Here is a 22,492-nt window from a genome sequence, read left to right as displayed (position 1 = left end):
GACGCAGTAGGACTTATGCCTCTTATCCCCACGTCTTCTTCGGCCCCCTCCTCGCCAGACGCCAGCACCTCGCAGGATGACAACCTGCACGCCGGCGGCGACCACCCGCCGGTGGCCATCGTTGGCTTGAGCGCGCTCTTTCCGGCCTCGGCCTCCCCGGGACGCTTCTGGCAGAACATCATGGAGGGCAACGACCTCATCACCGAGGTGCCGCCTTCGCACTGGCTGATCGAAGATTATTTCGACCCGGAGCCGGGCGACGCCGACAAGACCTACTGCAAACGTGGCGGCTTTTTGCCCGATGTGGATTTTGATCCGGTGGCCTTTGGCATCCCGCCGACGATGATCCCGGCCACCGACACGACGCAATTGCTCGCGCTGATCGTGGCGCGCCAGGTGCTCGACGACGCCTTTAAAGGCCAGTTCGAGTCGATGGACAAAGAGCGCATGAGCATCATCTTAGGGGTGACCGCCGGTCAGGAGCTCCTGATTCAGGCCGCCTCTCGCCTGCAGCGCCCCCAGTGGCTGCGCGCGCTGCGCGAGCAGGGCATCGGTGAGCGCAAAGCCCAGGAGATCTGCGACCGCATCGCCGCGCAGTACACCCCCTGGCAGGAGAGCACCTTCCCGGGACTTCTGGGCAACGTGGTGGCCGGGCGCATCGCCAACCGCTTCGACCTCGGCGGCACCAACTGCATCACGGATGCGGCGTGCGCCTCCTCACTCTCGGCGATGGCGATGGGGCTCAATGAGCTCTATCTCGGGCACTCCGATGTCGTGATCACCGGCGGGGTGGACTGCTTTAACGACATCTTCATGTACATGTGTTTCTCCAAAACCCCGGCGCTCTCCCCCAGTGGCGACTGCCGCCCCTTCGCCGACGGTGCCGACGGCACGTTGATGGGCGAAGGCATGGGAATGTTTGCGATGAAGCGCCTGGAGGATGCGGAGCGCGACGGGGATAAAGTCTATGCGGTGATCCGAGGGCTGGGCTCGGCGTCCGACGGTCGCTCGTTGTCGGTGTACGCGCCGCTCCCCGAGGGTCAGGCCAAAGCGCTGCGCCGCGCGCACGAGCGCGCCGGATTTGCCCCCGAGACCATTGAGCTTGTCGAGGCGCACGGCACCGGCACCCGCGCCGGCGACGCCGCGGAGTTTGAGGGTTTACGCCTGGCCTTTGGCGGAAACAAAACCCCGCAAGACTCTGAAAACACTCAAGAAACCACCAACCAACCGTGGTGCGCGCTGGGCTCGGTAAAAAGTCAGATCGGCCACACCAAGGCCGCCGCCGGCGCCGCCGGTCTGTTTAAAGTCGTGATGGCGCTGCATCACAAGGTGCTCCCGCCCACCATCAAGGTGGGCCAGCCCAACCCGAAGATGGGCATCGACGAGAGCCCCTTCTACCTCAACACCGAGGCGCGACCCTGGGTGCGCGGCGACGATCATCCGCGACGCGCGGGTCTTAGTTCGTTTGGATTTGGCGGCAGCAACTTCCACGTCGCGCTGGAGGAGTACCAGGGACCGGCCGAAACGCCCGATCGCCTGCGCGCGCTCAAGACCGAGCTTTTTGTCTACGGCGCCGACGATCTCGGCTCGCTCAAACACACGCTGACGTCGCTTCAAAAGAACCTTGAGGTGCAGCCGGACGATGAGGGCGACAAACGCGAACTGCTGGCCTTTAAGGCGCATAACTCGCAGTCGACGTTCAACCCCCGGTCATCGATTCGCCTGGCGCTGATCGCCGGATCGCTCGACGAGCTCGGCAAAAAGATCGCGCAGGCGCTGGCGAACTTCGACGCCGAGAAGATCGACTTCGATCTTCCCGGGATGTGGGTGCGCCAGGGTGCGAGCACCCAGGGCAAGGTCGCCTTTTTGTACCCGGGTCAGGGAAGTCAGTACGTGGGCATGGGTGCCGATCTGGCGATGGCCTTTGATCGCGCCCGCGAGGTCTGGGATACCGCCGCACCGCTGGGGCTGCACCATAAGGTGTTTCCGCCGCCGGCGTTTGGCAAAGAACAAAAAGAAGCCCAGGAGCTTGCGCTGCGCGAGACGGAGTGGGCTCAGCCGGCCATCGGCGCCGACAGCCTGGCCCGCCAGGCGATGCTGCAGGCCCTGGGACTCAAGCCCGATATGGTCGCCGGCCACTCCTACGGAGAGGTCAGCGCGCTGCAGGCCGCCGGCGCCTTTGACCCCGCCACCATGCTCAACATCGCCGCGCGTCGCGGCCAGCTGATGGCTGAGGCTGCCACCACCACAAGCGGCGCGATGTGCGCGGTGCGCATGGCGGCCGACGAGCTCCGCGAGGTTCTGAGCGGATGCGACGCAGACGTCGTGATCGCCAATGATAACAGCCCCACTCAGGTCGTGATCTCGGGCTCGGTGGAGGCGATTGAGACCGCCGAGAGCTTCCTCGACGAGCAGCTCATCACCTTTATTCGCCTGCCGGTGGCCACCGCCTTCCACTCCCCGATTGTGGCCGATGCGGCGCCGGCCTTCGGTGCGTTTCTTGGCGAGCAGGCTTTTGGTGACTTGAAGTGCGAGGCTTTTGCCAATGTGAGCGCCCGGGCCTACACCCCCGACAACGCCGACGCGATCCGACAGAGCCTCCAGGCTCAGATCAGCTCGCCGGTGCGTTTTGTGGAGATGATCCGCGCGATGCACGAAGCGGGCGCTCGCACCTTTGTGGAGGTCGGCCCCCAGGGTGTGCTCAGCGGGCTGGTCAAGCGCATCTTGAGCGGTGAAGACTTTGAGACCATCGCCCTCGACGCCCGTGGCAAAGATGACGTCACCGCCCTCTTTGAAGCGCTGGGACGCCTGAGCGCGCTGGGCATCGCGCTTGATTTCGGCGCGCTCTGGGAGGGCTACGCCACACCGAGCGACCCGCGTGAGCGCCCGCGCTCGAAGTTCACAATCAAGCTCAACGGTGCGAACTACGGCCGGCCCTACCCGCCCGAAGGGGGCGCGGCGGCATTGCCGGCGCCCAACCCCGATGTGGCGGTTCGTCCGGATGTCTCAACCTCTCCGGACAGCCCAGACACTTTAAATTCCTCAAATATTTCAAGCACTTCGACCACTTCGACCACTTCGAGCACATCGGATCTTCGAGGCGCCTTTGCTCCGGCGGCCTATGCGGCCCACGACACGAGCCACGATTCTACCAGGGACAAAACGACGATGAGTGAGCAGCAGTATACGAATGGTCAGCCGACGGCTCCGGGCCAGCCGGCAGCGCCCACGCAGCAGGCGTATCGCAACGGGCAGGCACCGGCTGCAGGTCAACCGACAGCGCCGGCGTCGGCGCAGGCCTTTGCGGAGTATCAGCGTGCGATGGCCGACAGCCACATGGCCTATCTGCAGCTGATGGAGCGCTCGGTAGCCCAGGCCCAGATGGCGTACATGCAGGCGATGGAGACCTCCTTTGCGCAGTGGTGCCAGGCCGGCGGTCAGGTGCCGGTGGCACCCTCGATCCCCGCACCGCAGGCAGCTGTGACGCAACCCACGGTCATGCCTCAGGCCCCGGTGAACGGCTACCGTGCGCAGGCCCAGACCCAACCCCCGGTCGCCCCCCAACCCCCGGTCACGCCGCAACCCCCGGTCGCACCTGTCGCCTGGCAGGATCGCGAGGACCGCTACCACGCCGTCCACCCCTTAATGGGTGGGCTGCGTTCCCAAACCTCGGCTGCCAGCCTCAATGGCCATGGCGCGACCACCGCCGCACCCGCACAGAATCAGGCGGTGACGCAACCCAGGGTCGTGTCGCAACCAGCGGCGAGTGCCCCGACGACCACGCCTTCGGCTGACCTCGCCCGCACATTTATGGACGTCGTCGCCGACAAGACCGGCTACCCCGCCGAGATGCTCGACGCCTCCATGGCCCTTGAGGCCGACCTGGGCATCGACTCCATCAAGCGCGTCGAGATCTTGTCGGCCGTCCAGGAGAAGTTGCCGGAGCTCCCCGAGCTCGACCCCTCGAAGATGGCCTCGCTCAAAACGCTCGGCGATATCGTCGCCTACCTGCAGAGCACCGCGCCGGCGCAGAGTGGCGGTTCACCCGCACAAAACCACGCCCAGGCGCAACCCACGGTCACGCAAAACGCTCCGGCGAGCGCACCCGCGGCCGACCTCACCACGACCTTTATGGACGTCGTCGCCGATAAGACCGGCTACCCCGCCGAGATGCTCGACGCCTCCATGGCCCTTGAGGCCGACCTGGGCATCGACTCCATCAAGCGCGTCGAGATCCTCTCGGCCGTCCAGGAGAAGTTGCCGGAGCTCCCCGAGCTCGACCCCTCGAAGATGGCCTCGCTCAAAACGCTCGGCGATATCGTCGCCTACCTGCAGAGCACCGCGCCGGCGCAGAGTGGCGGTTCACCCGCACAAAACAACGCCCAGGCGCAACCCACGGTCACGCAAAATGCCCCGGCGAGCGCACCGGCGGCCGACCTCACCACGACGTTTATGGACGTCGTCGCCGACAAGACCGGCTATCCCGCCGAGATGCTCGACGCCTCCATGGCCCTTGAGGCCGACCTGGGCATCGACTCCATCAAGCGCGTCGAGATCCTCTCGGCCGTCCAGGAGAAATTGCCCGAGCTCCCCGAGCTTGACCCCTCGAAGATGGCCTCGCTCAAGACGCTCGGCGACATCGTCGGGTATATGAACACGCTCGGCTCCACCGGCGCTGCGGAGGACAACAGCCTGGGAAAATCTGAACCGTCGGCGGTGACCGTCCCGCTCCCCACCCGCTACGCGGTGGAGCGTGTGGCGGCGCCGTCGGCGGGTTTGACCTTTTTGAGCAACGCTCCGATCACCGTGATCGACGATCGGGGGGGCGTGGCCAACGCGCTGGCCGGACTTCTCAGCGAGCGCGGCTACCAGGCAGACGTCGTCGACGAACTCGATGAAGATGGCGCGGTTGCGCAACTTCTCGACCTCCGGGGGCTGCGCGAGACCCCCGACGTCGATAGCGCGCTGCACCTTCAGCGCAACGCCTTCGCCTGCGCGCGACTCGCCGCCCGGAAGACCACCCTGCAGACCTACGCGCTGATTCAGGACACCGGCGGCTCCTTCGGGCTGAGCGACGTCCCGCAGGGGCCCCGCGCCTGGCTCGGAGGCTTGAGTGCGCTGGCCAAAACGGCGGCCCTGGAGTGGCCTTCGACCCTCGTCAAATCCATCGATGTCGCGTCCCAGGGTCGTGACCCGCAGGCGGTCGCGCGCCGCCTGGCCGACGAACTTCTCGGCGGCGGCCCGGAGCTTGAGGTCGCCCTGGCGGCGAACTTCCTGCGCTACACCCTGCGCGCCACAAAGACCGACGCGCCCACAGAGGGCCCCCTGACCCTGGGTGCCTCCGACATCCTCATCGCTTCGGGCGGCGCCCGCGGCGTGACCGCGCACTGCCTCATTGAGCTTGCCAGGCAGGCGCAGCCGACCATCATCCTGCTCGGCCGCACCGCCCTCGACGAGGAGCCCGCCGAGCTTCGAGAGGCCCGGACCGACGCCGAGATCAAACGCGTGCTTCTTACCCGGGCACGCTCCGCCGGTGAGTCGCCCTCGTTGAAGGAGATTGGCCGTATGGCGGCGAAGACGCTGGCGCAACGAGAAGTTCGCCAGACCCTCGCCGCCATGGAGGCCGCCGGCGCTCGCGCCCGCTACCTGGTCGCCGATGTGCGCGATCGCGACGCGCTGCACCGCGCGTTTGAGACCGTGCGTAACGACTTCGGCCCTCCCACCGCCCTGCTGCACGCCGCCGGGGTGCTGGCCGATAAGACCATCGACCAGAAGTCGGATGACGACTTCAACTTCGTCTTCGACACCAAAGTTGACGGCCTGCGCGCTCTGCTGGAGGTCAGCGCCGACGACCCGCTGCGTTTTATCGGCGCGTTCTCCTCGGTGGCCGCCCGCACCGGCAACACAGGCCAGGTCGACTACGCCATGGCCAACGAAACCCTCAACAAGGTCGTCGCCGCACAGGCCGCCGAGCGCGCCAAAAACCATCCCGACCGCCCCGCCCTTCTGACCCGCTCGCTGGGCTGGGGCCCCTGGGACGGTGGCATGGTCGACGCCTCGCTGCGCGCCCATTTTGAATCGCGCGGCGTCTCGCTCATCGATCTCCACGCCGGCGCCCGCGCCTTCGTCTGCGAACTTCGCGAAGACGCGGCGGGCACCGAGATCGTGCTCGGCGACGGACTTCTCGACGACGCGGTGCGCGCCCGCGCCACGACCTTCGTCAGCGCGCGTACCCACGACTTCTTAAAAGGCCACAGCGTCCAGGGGCACCCGGTGCTCCCGGCCGCCGTCGCACTGGACTGGCTGCACGCCATCGCGCGCCAGGCCATTCCGGCGGCCGACACGCTGCGCCTGCGCGACTTCAAAGTGCTGCGTGGCGTCACGCTGGAGAACTTCGAGAGTCCCGACGCCTGCTGGCGTTTTGAACTTCGCGCCACGGCGCAGGCCGGCACAGAAGACCTCCTTCTGGAGGTCCTCGATGAGGAGGGCAACCGCCGCTTCAGCGCCAAAACAATGGCGGAGGCTCAACCCACGGTCACGCCGCTGAGCATCCCCGAGCGCTTCGAAGACGCGACGCTCGACGTCGACGCGGTCTACGAGCGCTGCCTCTTTCACACCGGCCCCTTTCGCCTGATCCGCGCCGCCGATGGCCTGGGCCACCCCGACGCCTGCGCCACACTGCTGCGCGCAGTCGACGCCGGCTGGAAGACCGCAAGCTGGGCCGGTGATCCGGCGCTGGTCGACGGGGCATTGCAGCTGGCGCTGACCCAGGCGGCGCTCTCCGACGGGCGCGCCAACCTGCCCACGGCCATCGCCGAGTTTGTGGATCTGGGGTTGAGCCAGTGCGACGGCCCCGTCGAGCTGCTCGCGCGCACCCGCGACGTCAATGCCCACCGCGCCATCTTCGATCTCGATCTTCGCTGCGCCGACGGCCAACTCGCTGCGACCCTTCGCGGCCTTGAGATGTACTTTCGCTCCGAGCAGCTTCTATGAGTCGCCCCACCCCCGTGGCCATCGTTGGTCAGTCTTGCGTCTTCCCCGGATCGCTCTCGCCAGAGGCGTTCTGGCAAAACCTTCTGGCGGGCCGCGATCTTCTCAGCCCTCCTGACCCGGAGCGCTGGCGCGCCGAGCCCGCCCGCGTGATGGGTAAGCCGGGCTGGAACAACCCCGGGGGCTATGTCACGGGCTTTGACGAGGTCTTCAACCCGGAAGACTACGCGCTGGACGCCGAGGTGATGCGCCACATCGACCCTCTGGTGCAGTGGTCGGTGCACACCGCGAAGTTGGCCTACCTTCAGGCCAGAAAACGTGATGAAGGCCGCCTGGCGATCTTTTTAGGCAACCTCTCGCTCCCCAGCGAGGGGATGGCAAAGAGCGTCGAAGAAGACCATCTCCCGGAGGTTTTGCGCGACGCGCGCCGGGCCTCGCGAAGCGACGCGGCGAACTTCTCCCGGCGTCTCGACCGCCATATGAGCGGACTTCCGGCCCATCTTATCGCCCGGGCGCTGGGCCGCCCCGAGGCGCCGGCCGCAGCGCTGGACGCGGCCTGCGCCTCCTCGCTCTACGCCATCAAGCTGGGCATCGAGCGGCTGCGCTCCCACCAGAGCGATCTGGTGCTGGCCGGGGCGGTCAACCGCGCCGACCCCCTCTTTTTGAACATCGGCTTTCATGCCCTTCAGGCGCTCAGCCCCACCGGGCAGAGCCGGCCCTTTCACCGCGACGCCAACGGCCTTGTGCCCACCGAGGGTTGCGCCTTTGTGGCGCTCAAACGCCTCGACGACGCGGTGGCCTGCGGCGACACCATCTTAGGCGTCATCCACGAGGTGGGGCTCTCCAACGACGGACGCTCCGACGGGCTGCTCGTGCCCAGCAGCGAGGGGCAGGTGCGCGCGCTGCGCGCCGCCTACCGCGACCTCGATCTTCGCCCGGACGACATCGGCTACATCGAGTGCCACGCCACCGGCACCTCGCTGGGCGACGGGCGGGAGCTTAAGAGCCTGCAGGCCCTCTTCCCGGATCGCCACGACGAATCGCTGCCCATCGGCTCGCTCAAGTCCAATATGGGCCACGCCATCACCGCCGCCGGCATGGCCGGGCTTCTAAAAATCCTGGCGTCGATGCAGGCCAACATGCTCGCGCCGACCATCCACTGCGACCAGCCCCTCGACGCCCTCAACCAGAGCGCGTTTCGGGTGGTGCGCAGCCCGGAAGCCTGGGAGCCCACCCGCCAGGTGGCCGCGCTCTCGGCCTTCGGGTTTGGCGGAAACAACAGCCATCTTCTCGTCGAGTCCTGGCCCTCCTACGCCCGCGCCTACCCCGAGGCAAAGGCAGGCAACACCTCGATCAGCCGCACCCACAAAGAACTTCCTACAACCCAGGGTCACCCGCATACCCCGCAGGACGCCGAGCCGGTGGAGGTCGCCGTCGTCGGCCTGGCGACCCTTTTGCCCCACGCCCGCACCCCCGGCGAGTGGGCTGCCTCGCTGCTCAACGCCCCGACCGAGGGTCAGAATGGGAGCGAGACGGGCGGCAAACTCCACACGCTGACCCTCCCCTTCAAAGGGCTGCGCTTTCCCCCCCGTGACCTCGAAGTCTCGGCGCCGCAGCAGGTCGCGATGCTTCAGGTCGCTCAAGAGGCCACCGCGCAGGCCGGGGAGCTCAACCGCGAGCGCACCGGCGTGTTTGTGGGTATGCAGACCGACCCCGACGTGGTGCGCCACGGGGTGCGCGCCCGTCAGGCGCACCTGAGCGAGGCCGAGAAAGATGCGATCGCCCCACCCCTCTCCGCGGCCGCGGTGATCGGGGGGCTCCCCAACATCGTGGCCAACCGCATCAACGCCCACCTCGACCTGGGCGGCGCCTCGCTGACCTTGAGCGCTGAGGAGCACTCCGGCGTCGTCGCGCTCGAAGAAGCCGCCCACGCCATCCGGCGCGGCGAGCTCGACGCGGCAGTGGTGGGCGCGGTCGAAGTTGCTGACGATCTTCAGGACGACGCCGCGGTGGCGCTGGTCTTAAAGCGCTCCGATCTCGCGCGCGAGCAGGGAGACACGATTCTAGCCACGCTCCCGACCGAGGCGGACCTGCGCGACGCTGTGTCGCTCGACGCGCATCTTCCCGAGTGCGGCAGCGCCCGCGGACTTCTGGCCATCGCCGCGGCCATCGCGCTCCCGGAGTTCGCCCTGAAGCGAGGTGGAGAAGCCACCGGCCTGCGCGCCTCCGCCGTGATTGCGACCTCCGCCACCGAGGCCGCGCCGCGACGCAGCGCCATCACCCGTTCGCCACTCCCCGTCGCCCTCGACGCCCCCCAGATCCACCGCGTCGACGGCCCCACACCCGTCTTTATCGTCGCTTCCACCCCCGAAGAACTCGCCGACAAACAACGTCGCCTGGCCCGTTTTCTCATGAGCGGCGAGCCGCTCGGCGAGGGCATCTACCCGATGGAGGCGATGGATGGCGAGGTCGCCCAGGTCTTCACCGGGGCGGCGGCCGCCTACCACGGCATGGGGCAGGGGCTTGTGCTGGCCTTCCCCGATCTTCTCGAAGATCTGCGCGCGCGCTTTACGCGCGTCGATGCGGCCACCCGCTGGATGACCCACCCCGACCCGAAGGCCGCCGCAACACCGCTGGACAAGCTCTTTGCGGCCTCCACCCTGGCGCAGCTGCATAACGATCTGACGACCGAGTTTCTGGGCATCGACTTCGACGCCGCCATCGGCTTTAGCAGCGGGGAGACCAACGCACTCTTTGCCACCGGAGTGTGGCGCGACTTCGACGCGCTCTACGACCAGTTCTCCAGCAGCGGCACCTTCACGCGCGCGCTGGGCGGCACCTTCGATGTGTTGAAAAAAGCCTGGGCCGAGCACCTGAGTGAAGACGAAGCGCCGCAGTGGGAGACCTGGCGGGTGGTCGGCCCGCGCCAGGCGCTCGAAGAGGCCCTGTCCGCAGAGCCTCTGGCCTACCTCACGCTCATCAACGCCCCCGACGACCAGACCATCGGGGGGCACGCCCCGGCGATCGCGCGCGTGCTTCAACGCCTTCCCGACCACCGCGCGAGCCACCTCGACTACGACATCGCCGTGCACATCCCCGAGGTCGCAGGTTTTCAGGAGCGCTGGCTCAAGCTGCACACCCGCGAGAGTTTTTCGACCCCACGACGCCTCTACAGCCACGCCTTCCAGAGCCACTACGAGCCCACCAGCGTCACCGTGGCGCAGGCGCTGCTGGGCCAGGCGCTGCGCACGGTGGACTTCCCGGCGATCATCAACGCCGCCTACGACGACGGCGTGCGCATCTTCGTGGAGCACGGCCCCCGCACGACCCTCGGCCCCTGGATTCGCCAGATTCTTGGCGAGCGCCCCCATCTCTGCGTCTCGCTCGATTCGGCGGCCGACGCGGGGATTCGGCCCCTGGCCAACGCGATTGCGCGCCTGGCCGCGGCCGGCGTCTCCGTCGATCTGGACGCTTACAACGCCCGGATGGAGCGCGCTCAAAACCACCCCCTCTTTACGACCCCGGGTCAGCCCTCGACCAGCAACGACGCCACCTTGAGCTTCCCGGCGCACTGGCCCACCTACCAGCTCTCGCCAGCGACGCCCCCCTCCCGGGACGCGACGCAGGCTCCCACATCCGCTCCCTCTTTTGCCCCCGACCCGCCGATGTCGAAGACCACCATCCTGCCCCCTGCGCCTGCGCTTCCCCGGGTCACCGACGCGGCGATTCATGCCCCCGCCCGGGTGCAACCTCCCCTCAGCACGTCAACTCCCGGGCAGGCCCAACCCTCGACTTCGGCTCAACCCTCGGTCGACGCTGCGCCGCAGGCATCCGGCGCACCTTACGCTGCGAGTCCGGCGATGCCTTCGACCTCGGCCTCAAGCCTGCCGCCTTATTTTGAGCTGCAGCGTCAGGCCTATGAGCGCTACCTGGGCGTGCTCGCCACACAGGCAGAAGTTCATAAAGCCTTCTTGGCGCACTCTCAGCGGGCCTGGCAGATGGCGAACCAGCCGGGGCATCACCCGGTGCATCACCCGGCTCAGACGACCCAGGGTCACCTCGGCGCAAGCAATGGCGCCGAATTTTCGAGCGCGGTAGCCGGCGATGTGTCGCACTCCTACCCCGCAAACGCCTCGTCCATGCCCGCGTCACAGACGACCGTAGGTCAGGTGGCGCAGACGCCCCAGGGTCATAGAAACGCGACCCTCGGTCACCCCGAAAACACGACCCTGGGTCACGATTCGGCGACCCTGGGTCACCCCGAAATGACGACCCTGGGTCACCCCGAAAACACAATTTTTGGTTACCCCCCGGAGACGACCCAGGGTCACCCCACCGCTAGCGATAGCGCCGAATTATCGAGCTCACCGCCTGCCCCCACCCCCATCGGCCCCACCTTCGATCGCGGTGATCTGGAGGTGCTCGCCAGTGGCAACATCTCGCAGGTCTTCGGGCCACTCTTCAGCATCCAGGACGACTTCCCCCGTCAGGTGCGCATGCCCGAGCCGCCCCTTCTGCTGGCGGACCGCGTCACCGGCATCGACGCCGAGCCCGGGGTCGTGGGCACCGGCACCATCTGGACCGAGACCGACATCACCCCGGACGCCTGGTATCTGCACCGCGGACACATCCCGGCCGGCATCATGATCGAGGCCGGCCAGGCCGACCTCCTACTCATCTCGTGGATGGGCGCGGACTTCCAGAACCGCGGCGAACGCATCTACCGCCTCCTTGGCTGCGAGCTCACCTACCGCGGGGGCCTGCCGCAGGCCGGCGACACCTTGAGCTACGACATTCACATCGACGGCCACGCCAACCAGGGACCGATCCGCATCTTTTTCTTCCATTACGACTGCCGCGTCGGCGACGGCATCCGCCTCTCGGTACGCGAGGGTCAGGCGGGCTTCTTCTCGGATGCGGAGCTGGCCGAGTCGATGGGCGTGTTGTGGACGCCGGAGAAAGAAGAGCTCGATGAGGCCCCCGAGCACATCACCTCGCTCGTCTCACCGGAGCTCGTCCCCTCAAACTTCAGCGCCGCACAGGTCCAGGCCTTTGCCGACGGCGAGCCGGCCGCCTGCTTCGGGGCGGGCTACGAGCGCCTGCTCACCCACACCCGCACCCCGTCGATCCACGAGGGGCGCATGTGCTTGATGGGCGAGGTCGAAGAGCTGGATCCACAGGGCGGGCCCTGGGGACGGGGCTATCTGCGCAGCCGCCTCGACATCACCCCCGACCAGTGGTTCTTCGACGGGCACTTTAAAAACGATCCCTGCATGCCGGGCACCCTGATGTTTGAGGCCGGCATGCAGGCGATGAGCTTTTATATGGCCGCCTGCGGCCTGACGCTTCACCGCGACGGCTGGCGTTTTGAGCCCGCTCCGGACATCCCCTACCAGCTTCGCTGCCGCGGCCAGGTCACCCCCACCTCAAAAGTTCTCACTTACGAGATCTTTGTCGAGGAGCTCCACGACACGAGCACCGGCGGCCGCCCTGCCCTGCGCGCGCATATTCTGGCGACGGTCGACGGCCTCAAAGCCTTTCACTGCCGCTCAATGGTCATGCACCTCGTCCCGGACACGCCGATGGGCGAGCGCATTGCGTGTGAGGGCACCCCGGAGGAGCGCGATCGGCGGGCGGTGGAGCGCGGAGGCGTGATCCACGACCGCTTCGCCCTGGAGGCCACGGGCATCGGCCCGGCCACCGCCTGCATGGGACCGCTCTACCAGCGCTATGAAGACGCCGGGCGCATGCCGCGCCTCCCGGGCGATCCCTTCCAGTTTATGACCCGCGTCACCAACTTCAGCGCCCAGCCCGGCCACAGCGCCCCGGGCGATGAGGCGGTGGTGGAGTACGATCTTCCCGAGGACGCCTGGTACTTCGATCATAACGATCGCCCCGTCGTCCCCTACGCGGTGCTTCTGGAGGCCGCGCTGCAGCCCTGCGGCTGGCTCTCGCTGACCTCAAAAGCGTTCACCGACGCCGCTCAGCCCCTCTATTACCGCAACCTCGACGGGCAGGCGACGCTGCTGCAGGAGCTTGTGCCGACCGGCGGCACCCTGCGCACACACACGCGCATGACCAACCAGTCGATCTCCGGCTCGATGATCATTCAGAGCTTCGAGGTGCAGTGCACCATCGATCATGTGCCGGTCTACGAGCTCACGACGACCTTCGGATTCTTCCCGCACGCGGCGTTGCAGAACCAGGTCGGGCTGCCGCTCACAGACCTCGATCGCGAGCGGCTCTCCGCGCCCCCCGAAGTGACGCTCGACCGCGAACTGCGGGCCTCATGGTCAACCCAGGGTCGCAGCGAGGACGGTCGGAGCGCAGAGTTGGAGTTACCCCCGGTGGTCGATCTGACCACACCACCCGACGCCGAGCACCCCGGGCTCTGGCCCGACGCGATGCTGCGCATGATCGATCGCATCACCTCCTGGGAGGAATCGGCCACCGGCGTGCGTGTTCGCGCCGAAAAAGACGTCGACCCGGCCGAGTGGTTCTTCAAAGCCCACTTCTTCCAGGATCCCGTCCAGCCCGGCTCGCTCGGCGTGGAGGCGATGATTCAGACGCTGCGCTACGCCCTGCTGCGCCTGGGACTGCATCGCCGCTTTGAGCGCCCGGTGATTGAACCTCTGGCACTTCACCAGGCGCTGACCTGGAAGTACCGCGGCCAGGTCATCCCCGAAAATAAGAAGATCTCCATCCTCCTCGATCTCCACACCGTGGAGGAGCACGCCGACGAGACCCTCCTGGTCAGCGAAGCCTGGCTTCTGGTCGACGGCCTGAAGATCTACCACACCTCCAACCTGGCGTTGCGCGTACGCGAGGATCGCTCATGACTCACCCCGCCCCCCCCATCCCTCGTGTGCTCACCGGTGCGTTTCGGCGCGTGGCGATTCTCAACCGCGGCGAAGCGGCGATGCGTTTTATTCGCGGCGCCAAGACCTGGAGCCGCCGCGAGCGCGTTCCCCTGGAGACCATCGCGCTCTACACCGCCGCCGACGCCGACGCGCCCTTTGTGCAGGCCGCCACCCACGCCGTCGCGCTGCCCGATTCGGCCCCGGGAGCGCCCTCCCCCTACGTCAACATCGAGCTCTTGCTGGACGTCGCCCAGGCCGCCGGCGCCGACGCCATCTGGCCGGGCTGGGGCTTTGTCTCCGAAGATCCTGCGCTGGCGGATGCCTGCCACACGCGAGGCCTGATCTTTTTAGGTCCCCCCGCCTCGGCCACCCTCCAGATGGCCGACAAAGTCAGCGCCAAGCAACTCGCTGAGCGCTGCGACGTGCCCGTGGCGCCCTGGTCCAAAGAGCCCGTCGCCGACGCAGGCGTCGCGCTCCAGGCCTTAGAAACCATCGGCTACCCGGCGCTTCTCAAATCTGCAGCCGGCGGCGGCGGGCGCGGCATCCGCCTTGTGCACGCCCCCGACCAGGTCGAAGACGCCTTCCAAAGCGCCTCAACCGAAGCCCTGAACAGCAGCGGTAACCCCGCCCTCTTTATTGAGCGCTACATCACCGAGGCCCGCCACGTCGAAGTTCAGGTGCTCGCTGACACCCACGGCAACGTCTGGACGCTGGGCACCCGCGACTGCTCGGTGCAACGCCGCAACCAGAAGCTTCTCGAAGAAGCCCCCGCCCCCGGACTTCCCCCGGAGCTCAGCCAACGCCTGGAGTCCTGCGCGCGTCGCCTCGCCAGGGCCTGCGGCTACGTGGGCGTGGGCACCGTCGAGTACCTCGTCCTGCCAACGACCCTGGGTCACACTTCACCCCCGGATTTCGCGACCTCTCACACGACCCTGGGTCACACTTCACCCCCGGATTTGGCGCCCTCTCACACGACCCAGGGTCATCCTTCCCCAACAACCCAGGGTCACCCTTCACGAACAACCCAGGGTCACCCTTCACCTTCACAGAACAAGGGCGATCTGACCTTCGTCTTCCTTGAGATGAACACGCGACTTCAGGTCGAACACACCGTCACCGAGGCGATCTTCGGCGTCGATCTGGTCGCCGCCCAGATCGACGTCGCCCGCGGCCTGGACCTGAGCTCCAGAACCCGCCCCGAGCCGCGCGGCGTCGCCGTAGAGGCCCGCCTCAACGCCGAAGATCCCGACGACGGCTTCGCGCCGCGCACCGGGCAGATCCTGCGCTTCGTCGCTCCCGACGGCCCCTGGATCCGCGTGGATACCGGATACGCCGAGGGCAACACCATCCCCTCGGCCTTCGACTCGAATGTCGCTAAAATCATCACGTGGGGCATCAACCGCCGCGATGCGTTGGCCCGCCTGCACAGCGCCCTGGACGACACGGTGCTCGCCCTGGAGACCGGTCTCTCCAACCGTGCGCTGTTGCGAGAACTTGTGGCGGACTCCGACTTCCACGATGGCCCGGTGACCACCGCCTGGCTCGACGCATTTCTGGCAAACAGACCGGGGGCTCACCAGCGTCACGAGCTCGCCATCGCGCTGGCCGCCGCGGCGATCGGCGATCATCTGGCGACCCGCCGCCAGGAGCTGCGCCTCTTCTTCGCTCAGGCCCTCACCGGCCTTCCTCGGCGGCTCTCCGCGCCCGGCCCCCGAGAGCTCAGCTACCGCGTCGACGGCACCCCCATCGACATCACCATCGCCACCCTCGCTCCGATGACCTACCTGGCCTCCAGCGGGCCCTGGGAGGCTATCATTGAGGCCCGCCCCACCGGCAACGCCCACATGGTCCTGACCATCGGCACCGACACCTACCAGGTCATCCGCGTCGCCCGCCCCGACCATGTGGTGCTCGAAGTCAACGGGGTGGCGCATCGCCTTGAAAAGCGCTCCGACGGCAACATCACCGCCCCCATCCCGGCAGCGATCAGCCAGATTCACATTGCGCCCGGCCAACATGTCAGCTCCGGGCAGCGCCTCATCACGCTGGAGGCGATGAAGATGGAGTTTCCCGTCGTCGCTCCGATCGATGGCGTTGTAGACAGCATCCTCGCCGCGCGCTCGGCCTCGGTTGAGGCGGGCCAACCCCTGCTTCGACTGCAACCCGACAGCGACGCCTCCTGCGACGAGGGCTCCGACGTCTCGCTGACGCTGCCTGCCCTGAGCCGCCGCGCGCTGAGCACCGCCGAGGTCCTGCACGCCCAACTGCTCGGCTACGACGTCGATCCGACGCTGGCCGCCGCCGCGCTCGACACCCTGCTCGACCATCCCGATCGCCTGAAGCGTGACGAGCTCCTCGATCTCTTTGCGACCTATTGCGCCGGCGAGTCCCTCTTCTGGCACGGCCGTGAAGACGACGCGGCAAACTCCGCTGGCGAGTCCAGCGCCGACCAACTCGCCCGCTTTCTGCGTCAACGTCACCTGGACGACGAACATCTCTCCGGGCGCTTTACGGCCAAACTTCGCCTCTATCTGGCCTCGCACGGCCTCAAACGTGACCACGAATGTCGCCCCGGCGAGCGCCTCGATCACGCGTTGATGCGCCTGTTGCAGGCGCGCAAAGAGCGCAAACTTCGCGACCGCCTGGCCACCGAAGTGCTGCGCACCCTGATCAACCCGACGCGCCACACCGAAGACCTCAGAGCACCGTCGCTGCTCCAGCAGCACTTCGGCGCCCTGCACACCTCCCTTGCCACCCTTCTGGAGACCCTGGCCGGTGACACCACCCGACGACGTCGCTGGGAGCTCGCCGCGCTCGTCTGGCAACTTCGCCACGCTCTGGAGTCGACCGCGAACGCCGCACCAACACCGGCCCGGCCGACCTTCTGGGACGACCCGACTCCGGCGCTCACATCCCCCTCGTTCCACCTCACCCCCACACAACCGGGGGTTGTGGCATCGCCCGATATGGCGCTGCGATCGTGGGCCCTCAGCACAGCCGAAGCTCCCGATGACCATCGCCTCTGGGTCGAGGTCTGTGTGGCCCCGACAGCCGGAGATGGCCTCGATCTCCTCTGCCTGAAACGGGCCTTTTTGCAGGCCGCCACGACCCTGCGTCATCACATCGCACATGCCACCGCGCCCCCGTCGTTCAACCGTATCATCCTCAGTTACACGGGCGATCTTCATGCCACAAGCGCCTCGATCACCGAGCTGGCGGAGCAACTCAACGCCCAGAGCGCGGACCTTGACCTCGAGCTGACGCTGCTGCGCTCCAGCGCCGCGATGACGCTCAGCACCCGCCCCTGCAACGCCATCATCTTCGGTCCGGCAACCGGCCTGGGTCCCTCCTTTGCGAGCGTCGAGAAGCTCCCCCCGGCGCCCCTGCTGACCCCGGCGGATCGCGGCGCGCTGCAGGCCCACCGCCGAGGCCTTTTTCACCCCTCGGAGGTCATCACCTGGCTGACCGGGGGTCAGACCTCACCCAGTGTTCATGCGGCAATCGCGCTATCCTCACCGTATACAGGCACGTTTCAGGAGTGGGATCTCGACACCCAAAACACGCTCGCTCCCACCTCCCGAGCTCCGGGCCAGCATCGGGCTAACCTGGTCGTCGGCCTCATCACCAATCAGCTCTCCGAGGGCACAGCGCTAACCCGCGTGCTCATCATCGGCGACGCCACCCGCACCATGGGCTCACTTGGAGAGGCGGAGTGTCGCCGCATCTGCCTGGCTCTCGACCTGGCCCGCGAGCGCAACCTGCCCGTGGAGTGGGTCGCGCTGAGCTCCGGCGCGCGCATCGCCATGGACTCCGGCACCGAGAACCTCGACTGGACCGCACGCGTGCTGCGCCGCATCGTCGAGATGACCCAGGACGGCCATCCCATCCACGTCATCGTCGATGGTCCCTGCGTCGGCGCCCAGTCCTACTGGAACGCCGAGGCCACCATGCTCATGCACTGCAAAGGTGCGCTGATCATGACCCCGCGCGGCTACATGATCCTCACCGGCCGCAAGGCCCTGGAGTTCTCCGGCTCGGTCAGCGCCGAGAGCAACACCGCGCTGGGCGGCGCTCCGATCATGTTCCCCAATGGCGAGGCGCAGTACGAAGCCGATGACCTCATCGACGCCTACCGACTGCTCTTCACGCACTATCGCCTGACGCGGCCGAGCGGTGGGGATCACCGCGCGACTTCGACCCCATCCGCAACCCCCGGTCATCCGGGACAGGCCGAGATCTCGCCGCCACCGTCAACCCAGGGTCGTCCCGGACCGGCCGAATCCAGCGGCGACACAACCCGTTCTACACCATCTTCCGACGCGTCCATTAACGAGCTCGACGCGATCTTCGATCCCGCCTTAAACCCCGGCAAAAAGAAGCCATTTGCGATCCGCACCTTGATGCAAGCGGTGCTCGACCCGGGCGCGCCCACCCTGGAGCGGTGGTCCGATCTGCAGGGGGGCGAGTCGGCGGTGGTGTGGCTGGGAGAGCTCAGCGGGCAATCGGTGACGATGATCGGCGTTGAGTCTCAACCCATTCAGCGCCGTGGACCGGCCCCGGTCGATGGCCCCGACACCTGGATGAGCGGCACCCTCTTTCCCCACTCCTCGCGCAAGATCGCGTGCGCCATCCATGCCGCAAGTGGGGTGCACCCCCTTGTGATCCTCGCCAACCTGAGCGGTTTCGACGGCTCTCCCGAATCCCTGCGCGAGCGCCAGCTCGAGTGGGGGGCCGAGATCGCCCGCGCCGTCATCAACTTTAAAGGCCCCATCCTCTTTAACGTCGTGGCGCGCTACCACGGCGGGGCCTTTGTCGTCTTCTCGCAGGCGCTCAACGAGAACCTCCACGCCACAGCCCTGGAGCACACCTTTGCCAGCGTCATCGGTGGGGCTCCGGCCGCGGCGGTCGTCTTTCCCGGCCTCGTTCAACGCAGGTTAGTCGCCCATCCCGACTACCCGAAGGCCGAGGCCCACGCGAACCCCGCGCAACGCCGCGCCGCCATGCACGCCCTGCGCGCGCGCATCCAGGCCGAGCTCGCCAGCGAGTTCGATCAGATTCACAACGTCCATCGTGCCCGAGAGGTCGGCTCGATTCACGACATCATCGCTCCCCATCGGCTCCGCGCGCATCTTATCGACCGCCTGAGCGACTGGACAAAATAACATCCTCGATACAACCGGGGGTTAGTGATCGTAGCATCATTCGCCGATCTCCCGACGCAACCGAGGGTTGGCGGTCGCAGCATCATTCGCCGATCTCCCGACGCAACCGAGGGTTGGTGGTCGCCGAAAATACAACATCCTCGATACAACCGGGGGTTGGCGATCGCAGCATCATTCGCCGATCTCCCGACGCAACCGAGGGTTGGCGGTCGCCGAAAATACAACATCCTCGATACAACTGGGGGTTGGCGATCGCCCCGTCATTCCGAGGCGACCCGCCTCTCTCTCCCTGCGTCCCATCGCAAAAATAACGTTCTTCAGGCAACTCCTGCAGCGATTCATCGATAATAGAACCTCGTGGTACCACACTGACCTACACCACGGAGCTCATCGATGACGCTTCCTCGACGCCAACTGCCCAACGAAGTCGTCTCCCTTGTCCGTCGCACCCACCGACGCGAATACACGCTCACCCCCGGCGACATGACCAACGAAATCGTTGCCTATCAGATGGCAATCGCTGCCTCAGAGCACCAACAGAGCGTTCATGCGGTCGTGGCCATGTGCAACCACATTCACACGATCGTCCACGATCACAACGCCACACGAAGCGACTTCATGCGCGATTTAAACGCGGGTATCGCGCGCGCGATGAACCGCTCCCTGGGAACCTTTGGCAGCTTCTGGGACAGCGATGGCTACGGCGAAGTGCTCCTGCTCAACCTCACCGCCATCGAACAACAGATCGTCTACACCTGCCTCAACCCCGTCGCCACCGGCGAGGTCGACTCCCTCGATGAGTGGCCCGGATTCATCGTCCGTCCTCGAGACTGGGGCAAACCTGTGCGAGTCTCAAAACCCGAGTGTTTCTACGGCGATGATCGACCCGACGTCGCCGAGTTCACCCCTCAACCGCCTCCCGGCTACGAGAACCGCTCGCTCGACGAGGTGATCGAGTACTTTGAGAATCTGATTGAAGAGGGCCGCCAGAAGCTCCTGGCAGCCCGACCCGAAGCTCGGCCCAAAAAGAAACCATTCACTCCTCCGGCGCCCCATGAGGCCCCCTCAACGCCTGTGTCGCGTGAGCGAACACGTCCTCGCTTTGCGGCAGGCGATCCGGCGCTTATCGCGCAGGCCAGAGAACAATATCGAGGCTTTCTGGAACTCTATCGTCGTCAGCGTAAGAAGTGGCTTAAGGGCGCCAAACCCAGACGGTGCGTCTTCCCCCCGGGAACAGTCTGGTTGCGCAAACACTCTCCCGTGCTCTGCGCGCCTCCTCCTCCGGTCTCACTGGGCGTCTTTCCTCCCCGCCCAACGGAAGCGCCGCCAGTGGCAGCCTGATCGTCAGCAACGAACGCAGGTGGCCCACGGGTAGCGGGCGTCGCTCGTCGGAAGAACGTTCCACAATCAGGACTTCTCAGGTCGCGAGTCGCTTCAGAAGCGAGTTGCCCGGCACATCTCTGCCCGCTGGGAGGGTGCCTTCTCAGAATCCGGGCACAAACGAGACTCCCAGAGCATCAGTTTCCAGCGTTTTCCCCCGCAACAACCTACCTTACGGTCAATTCTAAGACGCCCCCTCATAACAACCCTCGGTCAACCTCCTCCCAACCCACGGTCGCATGCCCCCTCGCGAAACAACCCAGGGTTAGTCGTCGTTGAAAACCCAACAACCCAGGGTTGGGCAACGCACTCCCAACCCTGGGTTGGATAACGCCACGGAAACTCTCTCAGATTTGCCCACCCTTTAACATATTGTTACAATCGCGTTGTAGCTCCTCTCTACCCCTCCCGAGTACACCGCCTTGTCCAACCTCCTCCACTGGCAATCCATCGCCGATGCCTCCCGCGACCCCGCCATCGTCATCGATCGCGACGCCTTCATCCGCTATGCCTCCGCCTCCGCCCGCGAACTCTTCGGTCTCAACCAGCGCCCCGCCCATTCGCGCCCCTTCACCGACCTGCTCCCCACCGATCTCCACGAGATCTTTCTCCAGTCCTACCACGACTTCTTCGAAATCCCCCGCCCTCTCCTCACCAGCGAACTCGCTCCGGTCCGCGGCATCAAACGCGACGGCTCCGAGTTCCCCGCCTACGTCTCCCTCTTCCCACTGGTCATTGCGGGTAAACTTCACGCGCTGGCCACCGTCCGAGACGTCTCCACCCTGATCGAAGCGCAACGCGCCCTGGAACTCTCTCAGAAGTCCCTTCGCGACCTCATCGAAGCCCTCCGGATGGGGTCGCCGTCCACAGCGACGACCGCGTCCTGCTGGTCAATCAACGCCTCGCAAGCGACCTCGGCTACGACTCCCCGGGCGAACTCATCGGGACCCGTCTCAGCGATCTGATCCATCCCACCCATCGCGCCAACGCCTCCGCACGCCTCACCCACATGAACCAGTCCGGCATCTCACTCCCGCCCACCGCCGGGCAACTCATTCGCAAAGACGGCACGATCATGGAGGCCGAAGTTCGCGCCCAGCCGGTCGTCTTTGAAGGCAAAAATGCCTTCGTCGGCATCGCCAGCAACCTCACCTACAAACGGAAGTTTCTCGCTCACGCCATCCGCGCAAACCGACAACTCGCCCTGGCCTCGCTGGCCGCCGGTGCCGCACACGAGATCAACAACCCCCTGGGCTACGCCACGGCCAACGTCGACTTCGTTCTGCGGACCCTTGAGACACTCCCGGATACGACGCTCTCCCCAGAACAGCATCACGTGCTCATCGACGCGCTCAACGACACGCTTATTGGCCTGAAACGTATCGGCGACATCGTCCTCAGCCTCAAATCATACACTGCGCTTGATGCGCCTCCCTCGTCCAACATCGATATCCACCCGGCGATCACCCGCGCCCTCCACATGGTCCGCCATGCCGCACCGCCGGCGATCGAGTTCCGCTGCCAGACCCCGGCCGAGCTCCCCCCGGTCTGCTGTTCGGAAGAAGCGCTTGCCGACATTCTCATTAACCTGCTGACAAACGCCGCCCAGAGCTTTGAGACCGAACGCACGCTCACTTCCGCGGCCCCCCAAACCTGCCCCCCCGTGATCACAATGACGGCCTGGCACCACGATCGCCACGTCTTTCTGCGCGTGGAAGATAACGGACCCGGCATCCCCGAGGATATCCAACCCCGGCTCTTCGACCCCTTCTTCACCACGCGAACCGGCGATCAGGCCGCGGGACTCGGCCTGACCACCGCGAAGAACATCGTCGAGAAGTTCCGTGGCGGCATCGAACTTCAGAGCACCCTGGGCCATGGCACTTCGCTGACCTTCTGGCTTCCTCTATCCCTGGCCGAACCAGCCACATCCTGACGCCCCACCCGGGCGTTTCACCTCACGACGACGGGGTCTGCCGCAACCCTGGGTCACTTCCCCCCGATCCTAGGTCACCCGTACAACCCTCGGTCACCCCCACAACCCTCGGTCACCTCACGCAACCCTCGGTCAACTTCCGCAACCCTCGGTCACCCCCACAA

At 66.3% G+C, this 22,492-nt stretch carries 6 protein-coding genes; all 6 read left to right on the top strand.

All coding sequences use genetic code 11. The annotated features are described in order from the left end of the window. Positions 1-15: 15 nt before the first annotated feature. Positions 16-6,993 carry a type I polyketide synthase gene (locus tag FRC96_RS00315; protein ID WP_146972053.1) on the top strand — a complete coding sequence of 2,326 codons (6,978 nt, stop codon included), beginning with the start codon at positions 16-18 and terminating at the stop codon, positions 6,991-6,993. Continuing rightward, positions 6,990-13,829, top strand: coding sequence for a beta-ketoacyl synthase N-terminal-like domain-containing protein (locus FRC96_RS00310; RefSeq protein WP_146972052.1), 6,840 nt, complete (start codon positions 6,990-6,992; stop codon positions 13,827-13,829). The genes FRC96_RS00315 and FRC96_RS00310 overlap by 4 nt, the downstream gene beginning before the upstream one ends. Further along, positions 13,826-19,012 (top strand): biotin carboxylase N-terminal domain-containing protein, encoded by a 5,187-nt coding sequence (locus FRC96_RS00305; RefSeq protein ID WP_146972051.1) that lies wholly within the window; start codon positions 13,826-13,828, stop codon positions 19,010-19,012. The genes FRC96_RS00310 and FRC96_RS00305 overlap by 4 nt, the downstream gene beginning before the upstream one ends. Positions 19,013-19,405: 393 nt before the next feature. After that, complete coding sequence (locus tag FRC96_RS00300) at positions 19,406-20,353, top strand: hypothetical protein (RefSeq protein ID WP_146972050.1); 948 nt, start codon at positions 19,406-19,408, stop codon at positions 20,351-20,353. 461 nt (positions 20,354-20,814) lie between these two features. Continuing rightward, positions 20,815-21,357, top strand: coding sequence for a PAS domain S-box protein (locus FRC96_RS00295; protein WP_146972049.1), 543 nt, complete (start codon positions 20,815-20,817; stop codon positions 21,355-21,357). Then, positions 21,276-22,328, top strand: coding sequence for a PAS domain-containing sensor histidine kinase (locus tag FRC96_RS00290; protein ID WP_349632742.1), 1,053 nt, complete (start codon positions 21,276-21,278; stop codon positions 22,326-22,328). Before FRC96_RS00295 ends, FRC96_RS00290 begins: the two co-directional genes overlap by 82 nt. The last annotated feature ends 164 nt before the right edge of the window (positions 22,329-22,492 follow it).

Source organism: Lujinxingia vulgaris (genome assembly GCF_007997005.1).
Classification (GTDB): domain Bacteria; phylum Myxococcota_A; class Bradymonadia; order Bradymonadales; family Bradymonadaceae; genus Lujinxingia.
This window is presented reverse-complemented; position numbering and strand designations above follow the sequence as displayed.

Coding starts and splice junctions, on each gene's coding strand:
- FRC96_RS00315 (WP_146972053.1), top strand. CDS start 16: ATGCCTCTTATCCCCACGTCTTCTTCGGCCCCCTCCTCGCCAGACGCC.
- FRC96_RS00310 (WP_146972052.1), top strand. CDS start 6,990: ATGAGTCGCCCCACCCCCGTGGCCATCGTTGGTCAGTCTTGCGTCTTC.
- FRC96_RS00305 (WP_146972051.1), top strand. CDS start 13,826: ATGACTCACCCCGCCCCCCCCATCCCTCGTGTGCTCACCGGTGCGTTT.
- FRC96_RS00300 (WP_146972050.1), top strand. CDS start 19,406: ATGACGCTTCCTCGACGCCAACTGCCCAACGAAGTCGTCTCCCTTGTC.